Annotated in this window: 13 protein-coding genes, 2 tRNA genes and 1 riboswitch; of the genes, 5 read left to right on the top strand and 10 right to left on the bottom strand. The window is 50.5% G+C overall.

What is annotated here, in order from left to right; all coding sequences use genetic code 11:
- Positions 1–7: 7 nt before the first annotated feature.
- The 6 genes from J2T14_RS07435 to J2T14_RS07410 all read right to left on the bottom strand — a co-directional run bounded on the left by J2T14_RS07435 (position 8) and on the right by J2T14_RS07410 (position 7,535).
- A complete protein-coding gene (locus J2T14_RS07435; protein WP_307469411.1) occupies positions 8–733 on the bottom strand; it encodes a DUF6081 family protein in 726 nt (241 codons plus the stop codon).
- A 40-nt stretch (positions 734–773) separates the two neighbouring features.
- The gene (locus J2T14_RS07430; protein WP_307469408.1) at positions 774–1,694 is read right to left on the bottom strand and encodes a prenyltransferase; all 921 of its coding nucleotides are present in this window, start codon (positions 1,692–1,694) and stop codon (positions 774–776) included.
- Between the two features lie 67 nt (positions 1,695–1,761).
- Positions 1,762–2,805: a hypothetical protein gene (locus J2T14_RS07425; protein WP_307469406.1), complete on the bottom strand. Its 1,044-nt coding sequence runs from the start codon at positions 2,803–2,805 to the stop codon at positions 1,762–1,764.
- A 2-nt stretch (positions 2,806–2,807) separates the two neighbouring features.
- The gene (locus J2T14_RS07420) at positions 2,808–4,583 is read right to left on the bottom strand and encodes an HSP90 family protein (RefSeq protein ID WP_307469404.1); all 1,776 of its coding nucleotides are present in this window, start codon (positions 4,581–4,583) and stop codon (positions 2,808–2,810) included.
- Between the two features lie 141 nt (positions 4,584–4,724).
- Complete coding sequence (locus J2T14_RS07415) at positions 4,725–6,521, bottom strand: methyl-accepting chemotaxis protein (protein ID WP_307469402.1); 1,797 nt, start codon at positions 6,519–6,521, stop codon at positions 4,725–4,727.
- 95 nt (positions 6,522–6,616) lie between these two features.
- Positions 6,617–6,702, bottom strand: a riboswitch (cyclic di-GMP riboswitch).
- A gap of 62 nt (positions 6,703–6,764) precedes the next feature.
- A complete protein-coding gene (locus J2T14_RS07410; protein ID WP_307469400.1) occupies positions 6,765–7,535 on the bottom strand; it encodes a DUF1836 domain-containing protein in 771 nt (256 codons plus the stop codon).
- 277 nt (positions 7,536–7,812) lie between these two features.
- On the opposite strand from J2T14_RS07410, the gene J2T14_RS07405 reads away from it, so the two are divergent.
- The gene (locus tag J2T14_RS07405) at positions 7,813–9,132 is read left to right on the top strand and encodes a hemolysin family protein (RefSeq protein ID WP_307203750.1); all 1,320 of its coding nucleotides are present in this window, start codon (positions 7,813–7,815) and stop codon (positions 9,130–9,132) included.
- 84 nt (positions 9,133–9,216) lie between these two features.
- Here J2T14_RS07405 and J2T14_RS07400 read toward each other — a convergent pair whose 3' ends face one another.
- Positions 9,217–9,759: a pyridoxamine 5'-phosphate oxidase family protein gene (locus J2T14_RS07400; protein ID WP_307469397.1), complete on the bottom strand. Its 543-nt coding sequence runs from the start codon at positions 9,757–9,759 to the stop codon at positions 9,217–9,219.
- A 106-nt stretch (positions 9,760–9,865) separates the two neighbouring features.
- Between J2T14_RS07400 and pdxR the strand changes: the two genes are divergently transcribed.
- From pdxR to J2T14_RS07385, 3 genes are all read left to right on the top strand, one after another.
- Positions 9,866–11,299 (top strand): MocR-like pyridoxine biosynthesis transcription factor PdxR, encoded by a 1,434-nt coding sequence (gene pdxR / locus J2T14_RS07395; RefSeq protein ID WP_307469394.1) that lies wholly within the window; start codon positions 9,866–9,868, stop codon positions 11,297–11,299.
- A gap of 93 nt (positions 11,300–11,392) precedes the next feature.
- Positions 11,393–11,468, top strand: a tRNA-Thr gene (locus J2T14_RS07390).
- Between the two features lie 8 nt (positions 11,469–11,476).
- Positions 11,477–11,553 (top strand) — tRNA-Pro (locus tag J2T14_RS07385).
- Between the two features lie 113 nt (positions 11,554–11,666).
- Here J2T14_RS07385 and J2T14_RS07380 read toward each other — a convergent pair.
- A complete protein-coding gene (locus J2T14_RS07380) occupies positions 11,667–13,043 on the bottom strand; it encodes a M48 family metallopeptidase (protein ID WP_307203748.1) in 1,377 nt (458 codons plus the stop codon).
- Positions 13,044–13,322: 279 nt separating this feature from the next.
- Positions 13,323–14,969, bottom strand: a complete 1,647-nt coding sequence (locus tag J2T14_RS07375; protein ID WP_307469392.1) for a hypothetical protein — start codon at positions 14,967–14,969, stop codon at positions 13,323–13,325.
- A gap of 82 nt (positions 14,970–15,051) precedes the next feature.
- On the opposite strand from J2T14_RS07375, the gene J2T14_RS07370 reads away from it, so the two are divergent.
- The gene (locus tag J2T14_RS07370; protein ID WP_307469391.1) at positions 15,052–15,261 is read left to right on the top strand and encodes a DUF2536 family protein; all 210 of its coding nucleotides are present in this window, start codon (positions 15,052–15,054) and stop codon (positions 15,259–15,261) included.
- Positions 15,262–15,288: 27 nt separating this feature from the next.
- Here J2T14_RS07370 and J2T14_RS07365 read toward each other — a convergent pair whose 3' ends face one another.
- Entirely contained in the window at positions 15,289–16,758 is a 1,470-nt protein-coding gene (locus tag J2T14_RS07365) for an amidase family protein (RefSeq protein WP_307469387.1), read from the bottom strand.
- Positions 16,759–16,912: the final 154 nt, after the last annotated feature.

Genomic DNA, 16,912 nt, shown 5'->3' with positions numbered 1-16,912 from the left:
GATGCTATTATTTTACCACGATCGTAACGGGCGACCATTCGCCTATTACCGTCTGGCCATGCACGGATACGCTGCCTTCCGGCGTTAAGTCCTTCTCGGTCATTATGCCGAGCGCGACCGTGAATTGTTTGAACTTGACGGGAACGTTCCGCTCCCGCCGTACTTCCCTGCCGTTCACATAGAATGCGACTTCGTCCTTGGCTCGGTTGTACGCGATCTTGTACGTATTGAATTGTCCGGCGTCGAAATCGTCATCTTCCTTGAATACGCAGAAGTAACGCGTTTGATCGGTCTCCGGCACTTTCACGCCAGGGAACGGCAATACGGCATACACGCTTGCATATTTGTCCGGTGATGCGAAGAAATCAAGTGCGCCTCCCGTTGTGAAGTCCAGCAGGTTAAGCGATACAAACCCGTCGTATAGATCGTCCTTCGCCGTATTTTGCGCCCGCGCGCGAATTCGAAGCTCGAAGCTGATCTCGCCGTTCTCCGGTACTATAACCGGTTCCGCCGAATAATACATATGCTTTGCGTTGTCGAGAATCTGGATGCGATCATGACTACGGCTTAATGGTGCCCGAACATAAAGCAGCCCATTGCGAACGATGACGACGGCATCCGGCTCGCGATAATGCCAGAAGCTGCCGTCCGGCAGCGTAAACCCGCCCATTTTCCAAACTTCGCCCTCGTTAAGAATGGTATGAAAGTCGCCTAATACCCATTGGTTGTCCATGATGTATACCTCTCTCTTGGTTGTGGAATGCAGGATTGAATTATTGGATGAAGGCTTGAATCAATAACGATACGATCATAATAACGCCGCATTGCATGGTTGCCCTAAGGGAACCGGCCATTAACGGCAAGTAAGCTCTCGATTCATTGCGGTTTCCCAGCTTACCGTAAACGCGGTACAGCGGAATGGCGGTCACAATGCCTAGCAATGCATAGACGGGAAGCGCTTCTTGAATGACGCAAACGGCAAGCGCGCAGTAAGCTAAATACATTAACACTTGCGAGAAGAGCAGCGCTATTCTCTCGCCCCAGACGACAACGAGCGTTCGCTTGCCGGCTTCTCGATCAGTCTGCCAATGCAGGAAATGATGATTGAATAAAATAAGCGTCGTCAAAAAACCGATCGGCAACGATAGCAGCAGCGCCCTAGTGTCGAGGAGCAGCGTCTGTACGTAATAAGAGCCGACTACCGGCAAGATGCCGAACGAGAACAGAATTGCAAGCTCGCTGTACCCTTTGCCGCGATAGCCGAAGCGAATCGGCGGCGCTACGTAGAAGTAGGCAAGCAGCGAACCAAGCACGGCGAACACCATCACCTCGAAACCGCTGAAAATGCTAAGCACGATCCCGCAAGCTGCCGCGATAAAGAATAGCAGCCAAGTAACGAATGCGAATTTTTTTACGCTCCATGTCCCGTTAGTCAGGTAACCGGAGTTAGTCGAGATCGCATCCTTGCTTGCATGGGCAGCCTCATCCGTACCGTTGTAATAATCCCATAGATCGTTAATCATATTGGAGAACAGATGCGCGGAGGCCGCGCCGATCAACGTCAATAGGAAGAGCCATACGTCGAATACGCCGTCCCATGCATATGCAGCCAGAGATCCCATAACAATTGGTATGAGCATAACCGGAATGACTCGAATGCGCGAAGCTTTCATAAATTGTTTTAACATATCCATCCATAACCCTCTCTGCTGTCGTTAGTACAAATGAACCACTACCGTTCGATTGTCGTCAACAGCCTCGTCAGCAAGTACGGCGCTTCCGAACCTGATTTACCTTATGGGCAAGCAGCCCTTGGCAATATTCATTGCCGTTGCGATCGTCGAAAGCCCTTGCCAGCCTTTCGCTTTCGGCCTCTACCCACTCGCTTGTGAAAGAACTGTGAACGTTCAGCTTCCTTTTGCGCTTCTTTTCATTCCATAACGAGAAGAAAGCTTTTGCCCCGATCAAATATTGGAATCGATTCCAGTCTGTCTTGTTGCTTATCGCGTAAGCAGCCGTGCTTTCCAGCAGTTTGGCCGCTTTGTTCAAGTCGGTTGCCGCATAATATCCGATCAACCTGCCGTACTCCTCTAAGTATCCAGGCCCTTTCAACATCCGCGAGCACTTGCGTGCAAGCTTGGCCGCTTCGTCATGTTGATCGATCTCAAGCAGCGGCATGAGTACGTGGCTGTACGTATTTTGCGGGATCGAACGGCAGGACATCTTGCCGCTCAGGATCGGCTTCAAGGTTTGCAGTCCCCGCTTGTACCTGCCTGATGCCAAGTGAAAATAGCCGAACATGTTTTGCTCGCATGCCCGGCAATCGGACATTGCGTCATACGGCGCTTTTCTCCACGCCTCATAATACGTCTGAGCTAGCTCGGCATGCCCGCTAACCAGCGCGTACATGTGGATTTTCGAATAATAAGGCCGAAGGCTGTGTCCGTATTGTAGGCACATTCTTTTGAAATCATAATAGATATCGGCGATCTGTACGGCGCCAAATTGCGGAAAGCGCCATATGATGCCGATTAGCCATTTGTAATGCCAGATAAGCTGATGGCTGTCGTACAGCTCCGGCTGCTTCTCGAATTGTGATAAACACCAGGCGAAGGAAACGATAAAGCGTTCCTCGAAGCCCGACATTAACGCCGCCTCCGAGTAGGACATTCTAGCGTAATAAGCGTCCTCCTTCGACATATACAGGTCGGCGATGCGGACTGCCTCCTCCAGCACCGTCACCTTCTGCTTGCCGTCCGGCAAGTTCCATGCCTCGCTGCGCAGCTCGTCGTACCGTTGCTTCATGCTTATGTCTCACCTGCCTGACCGAGTCCTATCGAAAGGGCGCTCATGAAAGACATGTTCATCAGCTTCATCTCCTCCGAGCTCATGGGATAATGCCCGAGCAGCAGCGACTGGGTATACAGGGTTTCAATACAAAGCTTCTGCATCTCCGGATTGCCGCAGTCGATCGCCTGCTGCACGATCGGATTATTGTAATTGAAACATAGCCTTGCATAAGGCACTTCATGGATTTCATGAATGACGACGTCCAGAACGCTGCCGAACAACTCGTTCGACTCCGCTCTCGTCTGCTCCGCCATGCGCAAAAAGTTGAATTCCTCATTCGTATTGTATAAAACGGGAAGCTCCGCGGGCTCGAACCGCTTTACCGCGCTCCGGCATTGGAATCGTTCCAGCAGCTTATCCGCAAGGGAAAGGAACGGCGACGCCGTTATAAGCTCCGAGGCCGTCAGATCTTGGAACAGATTAGTGAAGTTGATCGGATCAAGGACTCCTACCTGGGTGTCCTTATCGTACTCCTCCAGCTTGCGAACGAGTTCAAAGTCATGCACGTATCCACCATTAATGACCATAACGTTCTGCGCCTTCGCCACGCGCGCCACTTGCCGGAACTCGTCTAATGTCGACGATACGACGATATTCGAACTCCGCTGCAAAATGTCTCCCATTCGCATCATGCCGTAAGGGGTCTCGAACGAGAGGTACCGAATGAACAACTGGTACAGCTCGTCATCCTCGACCGCCATCGCCTTCAGCGAAACGTAATGGATCTTCACGATCTTCTCGAACAAATCGGGATCCGTCAGAGCCAGCAGCATAAGATGGCGCTTCAAGCATTGGCCGAGTTCGTCCCTGACGGTAAAGAACAGTTCATTCTCGATAAAGGATTCGCGCGACGCCGTAGGCTTCAATCCGCCGACATTAACGATGCATGTTACGAAAAAAGCCCATTCCGGCAAGATCTGACTCATCTGATCGGATAGCAGCATCCGCTTCACGTACACCTTATGCTTCTTCTCCGCTTGCAGACTGACTGCATAAGGCAATATATACGCAATGCCATCCGCTTCGCCGATCAGCGACTTGATCGGGATCGCTTCCAGAAACCGGTGACCGAGCTGCGTCTCGCCGTACTCCAGGGCAAGCTGCCCGTCCAATTGCCATGGCGGCAGCGCTCCGTTAATATTGCGCTCGTAGCGATCCTCGGATAATAGGATCGGCACCGGCAGAAACTCGCCGTAATGCGTCATAAGCTGCTCTAATTTATACCATTCGTAATATTCCTCATAGTCTTCCTTGCATGTCAAATAAATCGATGTACCGATCGGCGCCTCGCGCTTAAGCTTTCGAATCGTGTAGGTACCGTCCTGACGACCTCGCCATTCCAGCGTATCGCCTTCCAGCGCTGAACGCGTAATGAGCACAATCTCCGTGCTGACAACGAAGCAGGACAACATGCCGACGCCGAACTGGCCGATATAGTCGTCGCCGCCATCAAGCTCTTCGCGTTTGGACGTACTGCCGATCTGCGAAAGAAAGCGGTGAATTTCCGGCTCCGTTAAGCCGATGCCGTTGTCATGGATCACGACGGTTTTCGAAGCATAAAGCTCGATCAAAATTTTCGGTTCAAAGGAATGCCCGAGCTTCTTGCGAGCAGTAATAGCGTCGACGCCATTCTGAAGCAGCTCTCTTGCGAACACGCCCGGATTCGAATATAGATGCTTGGAGAGCAGTTCGATCATGCCCTGCAAATTTACTTGAAAGTTCATTTCGCTCATCGTATCACCTATCTCCAATATGTAGGGTTAAACTCCGTTACTCCTACTATATCGACAGAAGCGAAGGCGTTCGATACCCCAGTCCGTTCCAAAAAAAGGAGTACGAAGCATCTGTCGCCCCGTACTCCCTGCTTGTCGATCTTAAATTTTGAATACCGAGGCCCGTTCTTTCAGCGCCACCGACGATTCCGTCAACCGCTGCGACAGCTCGCCCAGCTCGTCGGAAATACCGTTCTGCTTGTCGGACAAACCGCTGATTTCCCCCATCTGTCCGTTCACTTCCGTCGATTTTTCAAGCAGATTGTCTACCGCGGATACGATATGCGTCATCCCTTGCGTAATCTCGTTGATCGCGGTCGATATTTCGCTGACCTGGACGGATAAGATACCGCTCTGCGTTTCGATCGATTGGAACGTCTCGCTTGCCGTCACGGATGCCTCTCTAGTAGACTTGATTACTTCCGAGAATTGGCTTATCGTACGTCCGCTAGCCGCGACATCCGCTTGAATAAGCGCCAGCTCCTTCGTAATCTGCTTGGATATCGCATCGGTCTGGCCGGACATCTTGCGAATTTCTTCGGCAACGACCGCGAAGCCGCGGCCGTGCTCGCCCGCGCGCGCCGATTCGATCGAAGCGTTCAGCGACAACAGATTCGTCTGCGTATTAATATCTTGAATGCCTGCCAAGGACTTCGATACGTTGCCGTAACGTTCCGTCATTAGTTGGAAAACGGCAGTCAACTTATCGAACTGCAGAGCCGTCTCGTTCACTTTCAGAACGACGCCGGCCATTTGCTCCGAGCCGCTCAGCGACGCCTGCTTCATCTTCTGCATATCGCCGTTTATGTATTCGCTGGACGCTGCAATCTCTTCCGAGCTTGCCGATATTTGCTCCGTAACCGCCGATATCGAGGATGCGTCGTCGTATTGGGAAAGCAGCGACGTCTTGCCGGACTCGATTTGGTCTTTGACCTGCTCCGAAGCTTCGCGGTTGCTGCCGATCTTCTCGGTCATCTGATTCGATACGCCGAGCACGGTCCCGCTAACGTCAATCGTTGCTTTGATCGTCTGGCGCAGGTTGTTGCCCATGTCGGCAAGCGAAGCGTCGATCTCTCCGAATTCATCGGCACGGGCCAGCCTCGCCTGTTCGGTGAATTGATTGTTCCGATACGCGTCGATCCGCTTCATGATGCCGGTCAAGCCGGTCCTGATCGAGCGGGTAATACCGAATATCATTACAGCAGGCAGTATAGCCAACAAAATAATGTTCACGAGAATAATAATATTCGCGCTGTCGATGCTTTTGTTAAGCGACTGCTGCGTATCTTGCGTGTCGGCAGCCAGTCTTTTCTCCATCGCTTCTTTGGAATAATCAATGATGATCGTATAGACACTGATCAAATCCGACACGCGCAGCGACTTCTCTTCGGCCGTTAATTGATTGACATCGATAGAAGTCGTGCTCAACTGATTGTAAGCGAGCTCTAGAACCTTGATTTGATTTACATATTTTTGACCTTCTTCATCGGGCGGATATTTATTGTCCATGGCGATGAACTGCTTCGCTAATTCCTTCAAGCTTGCTGGTACCGTCTCCATATCGGTCTTGATCGCATTAGCGTTATCTTCCTCCGTACCGTTCTCGATCACGTCGATCATCCGGAGCATCGTCTTAAGCATCTTGCCCGAAACCGCCTGGTAATTGCGTTCGGCCTCGGATAGTTTCTCGGATTCTTGTACCGCGCTCGCAACCGATAAGTTCTGCGTATAGATAAATGCGCCGGCTCCTAAGTTAAATACGGTAATAATGGCGGAAATGGCAAACAACTTCGTCGTAATCTTCTTCCCGTTCGACTTATTCAAGCTTACTCGCCTTACTGCTTGCAAGGCTTTTGCAAGCCCTGCCTTTCCTGTTGCTGTCCACGATGTTGCTTTCATGCTGCTTCTCCCGCTCCCTCTGTCTACCTGAAAAAAAAGCAAAAAGCTATCCGGTCCCCAGAAGGCGGATAGCTAAATAAAGCTCTTCTAACCTGTCCGGCGGCCTGGCAGCCATAGCGTGCTACCCCTTAGGCCCATAGCTTTGCGTCCTTGCCTTTCGACAAGTTTGCCTTTTTCAGTTTATTTATATCAGGTACAGTATAGGACAGATTACCAATATTGCACAACCCTTTATCCCGTTTTTTATGTCGAATGCAGGAATAAGGTCGCATTGCAATAACGTCTGACGAGAGAATGGAAATAGGACGTTTGGATCGATATGACGGCAATGAGCAGGATATTGCGTATCGCTTCCCGCTGCTTGTCCGTCAGTCCGGAGAGCCTGTCCGCGAATCGATTGGCCGCATGGCGAATAACCTGCTCCGCAAGCAGATCCTGATGCGGCTGCTCTTTGAGATGGCCGGTAATATCGAGCAATTGGTCGTTGTTGGCATCAAGCTCCTCGAACATCGAGGTGTACGCGGCATACAGCTCGATCGGACCGACGAGATCGACGCTCTCGTCCTCCGGCTTGCCGAGCACGATATCGAACAGCTTCCGAATCGACTCAAAGTCGAGATTCGACTTCAGATCGTCGATAACGAACAATAGCGCCGCTTGGTTTAGCGAATATTTTTTGCCGGCCTTCGGACAGTCGAAATACGGCTTAAAGTCTCTTTTGACCCAGTTTTGCATAGAAGTAATGGAAAGGTTCGAATGTTCGATCAGCTGTCCAAGCGCCGATATTTCCTGCAGCGAGAAGCCTTTCACCTCACTGCCTTTAATGATCTTCTCTATAATAGGAGGCAGAAGCGTAGCGAGAAAGGCAGGCAATGTCGTCCCTTTCTCCAGATCGTATTGATGCGACTTCGCCCATGCGCTCTGCAGGACTTGAAGCGGCCTCCGGCTGCTGCTGCCGTGCAAAGAGAGCAATAGCTCCGCCATTTCTTTGCGGGTAAGGGTAAAGGACTCCATTTTCTTTCCTCCTCGCATACACGACTTTGTCAAAAATGATTACAAGTTCTTATGAACTTATCATATGCCTGCATTAGAGGCTTGTAAAGGGACGATATTCAATGAAAACAAGCCTTTGCGCTTTCCAAAATACCGCTAATCGTACGATAACGTCGCTTAACGTTGCATACGACGGTTGTCATTTGTTGTAATCATTCGGTATAGTTTAATTACCACTCGTTTATATGGTTGGCTAATACAATAAAATTCACAACAAAAAGGGTAGTGAGAAACGAAAATGGGTATAGGATTCAATTTATTCATGATTGCTCTTCTTATTTTATTAACTGCTTTTTTCGTGGCGACGGAGTTCGCGATTATCCGGCTTCGCTCCAGCAGAATCGATCAGTTAGTGCTTGAGGGCCGGAAGAACGCGCTTGCCGTTCAACGGGTTACGAGCAATCTGGATGCCTACTTGTCAGCCTGCCAATTAGGTATAACGATTACTGCGCTCGGGCTGGGCTGGTTGGGGGAACCGACCGTTGAAAAAATGCTTTTACCCTTATTTGAACGACTTGAGCTAAATAGCGATGTTAGCCATATTTTATCTTTTCTCATTGCATTCGTTTCCGTTACGTTCCTCCATGTCGTCGTCGGCGAGCTTGCTCCGAAGACATGGGCGATCCAGAAAGCCGAATTTATTAGCTTCCTGACCGCAAAACCGATTATTTTCTTCCATACGCTTATGTACCCGTTCATTTGGTTGCTTAACGGCTCGGCGAACGGAATCGTCAGACTGTTCGGCCTTAAACCGGCCAAAGAGCATGAAGAAGCGCATACCGAGGAAGAAATTCAAATTATTCTTAATGAAAGCTATCAAAGCGGGATGATCAACAATACCGAATACGGTTACGTGAGCCGAATCTTCGCGTTCGACGAGCTGCTGGCCAAGGAAATCATGGTCCCCCGTACCGATATGATCTGTTTATATACGAACAAAACATTGCAAGAAAACATGGAAATCATTCGCAAGGAACAATATACGCGTTTCCCGGTCGCTTTGGAGAGCAAAGATAATATCGTCGGCATGATCAATACGAAGCAGCTTTTCCTTCAATACGAATCGAACAGCAACTTCGAGTTCAAGAAGCTCGTGCATCCGGTACTTAGCGTATCCGAGGTAACGCCGGTCAAGTCGCTGCTGAAGAGAATGCAACAGGAACGCGTTCATATCGCCATCCTGGTCGACGAGTACGGCGGAACATCGGGACTCATCACGATTGAAGATATTCTGGAAGAGATCGTCGGCGAGATTCGCGATGAGTTCGACGCCGACGAGCGCAAGGACATTGAGCAACTGGCGGACAACTGCTACTTGCTGGACGGCAAAGTGTCGCTGGATGAACTATCAGACATGACGGGTACGAACTTCGAGGACGAGGATGTCGATACGGTGGGCGGCTGGCTGTACAGCCAAGTCCAGGATCCGAAGCCCGGCAAGGAACATCATTACGAAAATCTCATGTTTATTATCCGCGAGACGAGCAAGAACCGAATTCGTAAAGTCGAAATGCTCATTCAACAGAACGAGAGCATTGTCGAAGGTGAACTGGCCTAATCCTAAATTAAAGCAACAAGAGGATGTTGCCCCGCGATTCGAATCGCGGAGCAGCATCCTCTTTTTTTGTGCGACTGCACATGGTCAAACGTTTCTCACCGTTTGCGATTGCTTGTACATCTTGCCCTCAACGGCTGCGTTTTCCTTTGCCGTCAATGACTCGCAGGTAACTTTGCAGACATGCGTAGCGCTTCCTTTGGAGGAGCGATACCGCTCCAAATGCGCTCTGGCGAGCGGATCCTTGTAATAGCCGGCTACATACTTATCAAGCAGCGCCTGCATCGCTGCGTGCGCCTCTTCCCTATCCGTGACATACTCCGCTTTGCCGAATATCATAACGCTCATATAAGCGGTATCCGTATGTGCCGGGACGGAATGCGTGATCGTTCCGTAATTTTCACTGACCGTGAAGCATGCCTCATTATTGCTCTCTATCACGCTCGCTTTCCTGCCTTCTTCAGCTCCATGAAAATAAATCGCACCATTCCGCCATACAAAATTAAGCGGTACGACGTACGGCAGCTTGCCGTCCGACAGGCCGAGAAATCCGGTCTGCGCTTGATTCAGAAAATCATCAATCTTCGATTGATCGCTGCACTCCCTCGCATCGAGACGTACGGTAAACATGGCTTCACCTTCCCAGATGGATTTGATCTGTGTTACTCTCATCTTATGCTGTCTTTGTCACTACGAAAAGTGACAGATTAGCTAATCCGAAGGGGGTCAGCAATCGATGTCGATGATCGCCATTTCTCCAATACTCGATAAACAGGGCAATCAGCCGATCTATTTTCAGCTATACAAATATATTCGTTCCCAGATTGAAGCGGGCTTGCTTGTCGAAGGCGTACAGTTGCCAGCAATCCGCCAGCTCGCGCTGCACCTCGGCGTAAGTAAAAATACGATTGAATCGGCTTACCAGCAGTTGTTGTCGGAAGGCTATATCGATAGCAAGCAACGCGGCGGATACCGCGTATTGCCGCTTGAGGAGCTCGTATGGCCAATAACAGAGCCGGACGGGACTGATAACTATATGCCGGCAACAGTGACGCCTAAGGCACCGCTAAGCAACGTTCGCTACGACTTTCAGTATGGCGATATGGACATCGAACGGTTTCCTCATGAAGCGTGGAAGAGCTGCCTCGTCGATGCCGTCTCGCGCAGGTCAAGCGATGTGCTCGGCTACGGACACTTTCAGGGGGATGTAGAGCTGCGCGAGGAGATTGCCCGATACGTCTTCGAATCGCGCGGCGTCCATTGCAAGCCTGAGCAGATTGTCGTTTGCGCCGGTACCCAGCATTCGGTGAGCATGCTCTGCCAAATACTGTCGCTTCGTGAGCGCCGCATTGGCATGGAAGAGCCCGGTTATTCGGGAGTCAAGACGGTTCTTCGCAATCATGGCTGCTCCATATCGCCTATTAAGCTAGAATATGACGGCATTCATGTGGAAGGTCTATATACGGAAGAAGTGCAGGTCGCCTACGTCACTCCCTCCCATCAATTTCCGGTAGGCATGGTACTGCCTATTCATAAACGGACACGGCTGCTGCAATGGGCGATTGATTGCGACGGACTCCTGCTGGAGGACGATTACGATAGCGAATTCCGCTATTACGGACATCCTGTTCCCGCACTCAAAGCGTTAGATACAGCCGAGAAGGTAATCTATATGGGTACGCTGTCGAAGTCGTTCCTGCCGGCGGCCCGCTTAAGCTACCTCGTCCTGCCTCCACGATTAATGGCATCGGTTCAAAGCAAGCTTGCGAGTTACAGCCAGCCCGTATCCCCCATCATCCAGAAGGCGGTTACGCTGTTCATGAAGCGGGGACATTTCGCCAGACATATACGCAAGATGAAACGTATCTACCACGGAAAGCACAAGGCGGTTACGGCTGCCATTCAGCACTGGATGGGGGAGCTCGTCGAAGTAATCGGCGACCGGTCCGGCCTTCACTTGCTGCTGGATGTAAAGGGGCGCGACAGCACAGAGCTTCTTCAGCTAGCGGAGCGCGTGGATTGCCGCGTCTATTCGCCAGTGCATCATTGGAACAATGCCGATGATTGTCCGCCTGGCTACATCATGATCGGGTTCGGAGGCATGGAGGAAGCGCAGTTGGAGGATGGTATTCGGCGCTTAAGCGAGGCGTGGTTCGGTTGCAAATCATAGACTTAGAAGAAAGTCGAAATTTTTTTCAAAAAAAAGCTTGCATAAAGGACGAGTTATATGCAATAATACATCTTGTGTCTAAGAGAATAACGCGCCGTTGTAGCTCAATTGGTAGAGCAACTGACTTGTAATCAGTAGGTTGGGGGTTCAAGTCCTCTCGACGGCACCATCTCTTCACGGGACGTAGCTCAGCTTGGTAGAGCACCTGGTTTGGGACCAGGGGGTCGCATGTTCAAATCGTGTCGTCCCGACCATCGTGAACCAATAAGGTACAGTTATCATACATAGCAACATCAAAGAAAGAGAAGCTTGAGCACTCAAGCTTCTCTTTCTTTGTGTACGTATAACGAAGCGGCAGAAGCCGCCGCTAAGCTGCTTCTGCCATTCCTGGCTTCAGCAGCTGAGCGAGCGTTTCATAACCGGCATCCATGGCGTAATCAAAGGCTGTCCACCCGTTCTCATCCGTTAAACTCGTATCCGCTCCATTCTCCAGCAGCAGTCTAGCCATACCCTCCTCACCGTACGATGCGGCAGTCATAAGCGGCGTCCACCCAAAGCTGTCTTGCAAATTCGGATTGGCTTCATGTCCCAGCAACAGCTCGGCAATCTCTTCATTGCCGCTCGAAATCGCTATCGTTAAAGCTGAATTCTCATATTCATCCTCTGTCAAATCCGTATTCGCACCCGCATTAAGCAACGCTCTGGCCATCTCGGCATTATTCTGATCGATAGCGCTCATAAGGGCAGTCCAACCACCATAATCGGCGGCATCGGGGTTAGCCCCTTGATCCAACAACTCAACGACGCGAGACGTCTCGCCGTTCATCGCCGCATCAAGCAGCTCCTCGTCGCTATACCCTTCCTCAAAGGCCCCCGACGCCAGCTTCATCAGTTGACTGGAGAGAGCAACGCCGGTTACGAACATGGCGATAACGACAAGGCATGCCGAAAGGACAATAACCAACGCCATTTTAGACGACCGGAATATCGACGCCCTGTGAGGATCGGCATAACGCTGAATGGCCTCGATCCGCTTCGGCAGAGGCGGATGGGTGGACAGCTTCTCAGCCAGCCACACGAACAGCCCTCTCTCGCCGCTGCTCTGAAGCAAATAGTCTTCGCGATCGACCTGCTTGTACAAGCTCTTGCCGACGGCAAGTACCGTTAAGCCATTCATTGCCGCTTCTGGATCTTCCGTAAAATGAGCGGCCATTCTATCACATGTGTATTCGCAAGCACGAGAGTATGCATCCCCAAGGAACGGAAGCCACATGGCAGGAATTATGAACAGCTGCTTCGTCAGATGTCTGCGCTGCAGATGAGCCAGCTCATGGCTGATCACAAAGGCCAGCTCCTTTTCTCCTCCCCTGTTCATCAGCTCGAACAAGTCGGAATAGAGCACAACCATATTTCTGCCGAAAAACCGGGTAGCGAATGCGTTCAGCACACCGCTCGATTCCATAATATAAACGTCCGGCAAGTACGGCAGCCCCATTCGAGCGCTCTGTTGATACACCAATTCATGGATCTCGGGAAACTGCTTCGGCGTAATGCGAACGCCGTTCAACCTTATGCTCGCGTTCGATATCGCTTGCGCCAGCAGAGGAACAACAACGATAAATAACAAAATATAAATGCCGATAATCGAAATGAGCAAAACTAGCGTCGCTATTATACTTACAATAAGCGCCAACACATAATAGCCTTTTTCCTTCTTGTGCACTAACGATGGATCTACATACATTCTCCCCTAGCAACCCCTTCTGTCAACAATACCAACAGTATACACGAATTGCTAGATTTGAGGTATAGCTAAAACAGGAAAGAGCGCCGACCCTATTGGGCTGCGCTCTTCGCTTTTATGGTGGCATTAGGTGCAGTGTATAAAGATATCCATCGGGTGACGTCCGGCATTGCGTCCATACAAAGCCACGTACTGACACCGGTCTCGACATGATGCCGAGCTTATCGGCCCAGTAAAGCTTGCGCGGCTCTTCCGGCTTAATATGAATGCCCCTATTTATTATTTTGTAACCTGACTTGCAAGCACTTCGGAAATGATCCATTTGCGGAAAATAAGCAGCAATACGATTGGCGGCAAACTAATAATCGCGCAATATTGCCAGAGGATTGGATCGGCAAAGTTCTCAGGTGCGCTAAGCAACAAACGTAATCCCTTGGCAACGGGAGAATAAGATTCCTCTCGAACCACGTAAATGACGGAAGGCAAATAGGCATTCCATAAAGCTATGAATTGCAGAACGCCAAGCGCCAGCAGCGGCTTCCACACCTTAGGGATAAATAAAGTGAAGAACGTATGCAGCTCGCCTCTGCCGCTCGCCTCCGCTTGCTCCTTAAGCTCGGCATGCCGGCTATTAAATATCGATTTCAGCACGAATACAGAAGCTAGCGCAAAAAATCCCGTGAATATTTGCGGAAATAAGGTGTTTACCATATCAAGCTCTCTAAAGAAGAAGTATTCGCTAATCTGATTCGAGGCAGTTATCAGCACAAACAGTAAAAACAGCTTATATAACTGACGTCCCGGCAGTTTCTTCACGGTTAACGGATACGCAAGCGTTACCGACACGAGCATGAAAACGACTGCCGCAGCGAAATTGCTTATCGTATATCCGGCTATATTCCAAAACGAGAAGAGATCGTGCAACCGCTGCGCCGAATCGCTTTTCTTCGTGAAAGGTTCTATGATCAGCAAATATACGAACAGTAGTACAATTGCCGCATATATCGCAGAAACGGCCGTTCCCCACCATTTACTTGAATGTTCAGAGGATTGTGAATCGATATGAGGCTTCGTACCGCTGAACAGATCGCCAAGAAACCTGCCTCTCACCAATTGATACGCCAGCAGGACAAGGATGAACTGGATGAAGGCTACAAACGCGCCAGCTGCGGAAGATAAGCCGTAATTCGCCTGCATCAATCCAATCGTATATATATAATAATCGATTGTTATTCCGCTATCCATTGTCAATGGGTTAACCAAAATTGTCGTTAATTCAAAATCGCTCGAGAATAAAAACGATAGTTGTAGAATGAGGTAGGCGGCAATCGCTCTTCCTGCGGCTGCCGCATTGGGTCTGCCCCGCTTACCGGCTGATTGGGCCGTCTTATTGGACAAGATTGCAGCCAGTCCGATCATCGCCGGAATACCCAAGCTTCGGAACACTTCGATTCCAATCAAGATTGGTTTCGTCCATAACGGGTCTGCAAGCAGCAGCTTATCCGTTAGATGGAATGGAGAATGAGCAGGCGACAACAAGAGCATGACGATCCCGGCAATGAAGACCGACGGCACCACGTATGGTATAAGGAATATCGTTTGGAACGCTCCTCTGACCACTCTTATCCGCATGGAACTTAACGCAAGTGCCAGCAACCACGCAATTACACCGGCAACTAGCGCGAAACCGATATTTATGATTAGCGTATTGCGCAGCGCATCCCGGAATAGGGTGTCTTCGAACAACGCCTTGAAGTTGCCGAAGCCGACCCACGGACTTTCAAATAATCCAAGAAACGGCTTATAGTCCACAAACGAAAATACAATATTTTGGAAAAACGGGATCAGCTTAAATATGAATATCAAAAGCAACGCCGGCAATACGATGATGTAATGAAACTTATACTTCCATATGCGATCTATCAAACCGGGTTCACCCTCGCTCTCATCCTTATGAATAGGTATAATGAGTAGTAATCATAGAAACTTAAAGATTGGAGACTCAAATATGGATTTCCGCCTGGATTTAATCGATACGAAAATCGAGTTTTTCGAAGCGCAGGATTTGAAGACGCTGGAGCGAATGATCGCTAATCAGATCGAGATGAACAAAGCGCTTATGCTTGACGTCCATTCTGTCAGACATCAGGCAACGTTCAATGCGAAGTCGGAGAAAATGCTCTACAGCGCCGTCGTCCACTTCAAAGTGAAGCGATAGTCATATGACAGCGCTTTAGGTGGGCGATTAGAGGTAGCTCTTGAGCGATGGCGGCTTGCGGACGAGCGAGCTCTGCTCGTAGTCGTAAGCAAACTGAATGAGCGCCGGCTCGCTGTAAGCCGCGCCGGCGAACGTGACGCCGAACGGTACGCCTTCGGATGTATAGCCGGCAGGGACGATTACGCTAGGATACCCTGCGCGCGACGTAATTCGAGCTCCGAAATCGGCCGGGAACAGCAAGGCGTCAAGCTGATGCTCCGCCAGCGTCGCATCGATGCCTTCGATCTTGCAAAGCTGCAAATCGTTGGCACGATCTCGCAAATACGCCGTTTCGGTCATCGTTCCCGACGTAGTCGTCTCCGCCGCGAGCAACGTCGTCTGGCCGTAGCGCAGCGCTTCAATGGGATGCTCGTTGTTGAAGGCGATGATCTCTTTGAGCGTGCGCATCTTAGCGCCGGCGGGCAGCTTGCTTAAGTAAGCGTTGATCGCCGACTTGAATTCATTAAGCACGACCGAAGAATAGCCGATCCGGCGTGCTGTCTTAATATCGGCAGCGTCGACGATCATCGCGCCCCGCTCCTTCATCGCTTCGACGGCCGCATTGAATATCGCGTGTTGTTCGTCCGTTAGCTCCTCGAAATAATAGTCCCTTGGAATTCCGATCCTTGCCCCCTCCAGACCGCCGCGTACCAAATACTTCGTATAATCGCTCTGTCCCTTCCACTTCATTGCCCCCGTTGCGACATCTTCTGCATCATAACCGGCTATCGCGGTTAATACGATGGCTGCATCCGTAACCGTTCGAGCGATCGGACCGACTGTATCCTGGCTCGTCGACAAAGGAAGGACACCGGAGCGGCTGACGAGCCCCACTGTAGGTTTTATGCCGACAGTCGAGCTTAAATTCGCCGGATTGAGAATCGAACCCGACGTCTCCGTGCCTATGGACGCCATGCAGAAGTTGCAAGCGACCGCTGCGCCCGAGCCCGCGCTTGAGCCGCCCGTCGGCTTCGAGATATTATACGGGTTGAGCACTTGCCCGCCCCTAGAGCTATAACCGGACGGCATGCCGTCCGTCATGAAGTTCGCGAACTCCGTCATATTCGCTTTGCCGAGTATAATGGCTCCCGCTTCCCGCAAACGCTGCACGACAGTCGCGTCCTCGCCTGCGTATGAACCGGCCAGTGCCAGCGAACCGGCACTCGTGCACATCTGATCGCCGGAATTGATATTGTCCTTCAGCAAGATTGGGATACCGTGCAAAGGTCCTCGTATCCCCTGTGCGGCTCTCTCGCTATCAAGCGCGTCGGCGATGAATATCGCATCCGGGTTAATCGACAGCACCGAATTGATCGTAAGCCCGTTCTTGTCGTGAGTCGCTATTCGGTCCAGATAAATAAGCACAAGCTCTCTAGAGGTAATCTTTCCTGCTGCCAGCGCAGCCTGCATGGACGTAATCGTCGCTTCGATAACCTCAAAGCTCATAGGATCGCTCATCTCCATCGTCTCTTAGGTATATTTTGCCAATACTATACCATATCCGCATGGTTTACTACTACTTGAAATCTATGAAGCATGCGATCACGGCGATGCATAGAAACATTTCCGAAAAGCTTACGTCTAATGGAAAAATAACCAATGCAAAGGGAGC

The sequence above is a fragment of the Paenibacillus harenae genome (assembly GCF_030812415.1).
GTDB lineage: Bacteria > Bacillota > Bacilli > Paenibacillales > Paenibacillaceae > Pristimantibacillus > Pristimantibacillus harenae_A.
The sequence above is the reverse complement of the archived record's forward strand: the minus strand, read 5'-3'. Positions and strand labels throughout refer to the sequence as shown.

Coding starts and splice junctions, on each gene's coding strand:
- J2T14_RS07410 (WP_307469400.1), bottom strand. CDS start 7,535: ATGGAGTCCTTTACCCTTACCCGCAAAGAAATGGCGGAGCTATTGCTC.
- J2T14_RS07425 (WP_307469406.1), bottom strand. CDS start 2,805: ATGAAGCAACGGTACGACGAGCTGCGCAGCGAGGCATGGAACTTGCCG.
- J2T14_RS07430 (WP_307469408.1), bottom strand. CDS start 1,694: ATGGATATGTTAAAACAATTTATGAAAGCTTCGCGCATTCGAGTCATT.
- J2T14_RS07415 (WP_307469402.1), bottom strand. CDS start 6,521: ATGAAAGCAACATCGTGGACAGCAACAGGAAAGGCAGGGCTTGCAAAA.
- J2T14_RS07400 (WP_307469397.1), bottom strand. CDS start 9,759: ATGTTTACCGTACGTCTCGATGCGAGGGAGTGCAGCGATCAATCGAAG.
- J2T14_RS07370 (WP_307469391.1), top strand. CDS start 15,052: ATGGATTTCCGCCTGGATTTAATCGATACGAAAATCGAGTTTTTCGAA.
- J2T14_RS07435 (WP_307469411.1), bottom strand. CDS start 733: ATGGACAACCAATGGGTATTAGGCGACTTTCATACCATTCTTAACGAG.
- pdxR (WP_307469394.1), top strand. CDS start 9,866: ATGTCGATGATCGCCATTTCTCCAATACTCGATAAACAGGGCAATCAG.
- J2T14_RS07365 (WP_307469387.1), bottom strand. CDS start 16,758: ATGAGCGATCCTATGAGCTTTGAGGTTATCGAAGCGACGATTACGTCC.
- J2T14_RS07380 (WP_307203748.1), bottom strand. CDS start 13,043: ATGTATGTAGATCCATCGTTAGTGCACAAGAAGGAAAAAGGCTATTAT.
- J2T14_RS07405 (WP_307203750.1), top strand. CDS start 7,813: ATGGGTATAGGATTCAATTTATTCATGATTGCTCTTCTTATTTTATTA.
- J2T14_RS07420 (WP_307469404.1), bottom strand. CDS start 4,583: ATGAGCGAAATGAACTTTCAAGTAAATTTGCAGGGCATGATCGAACTG.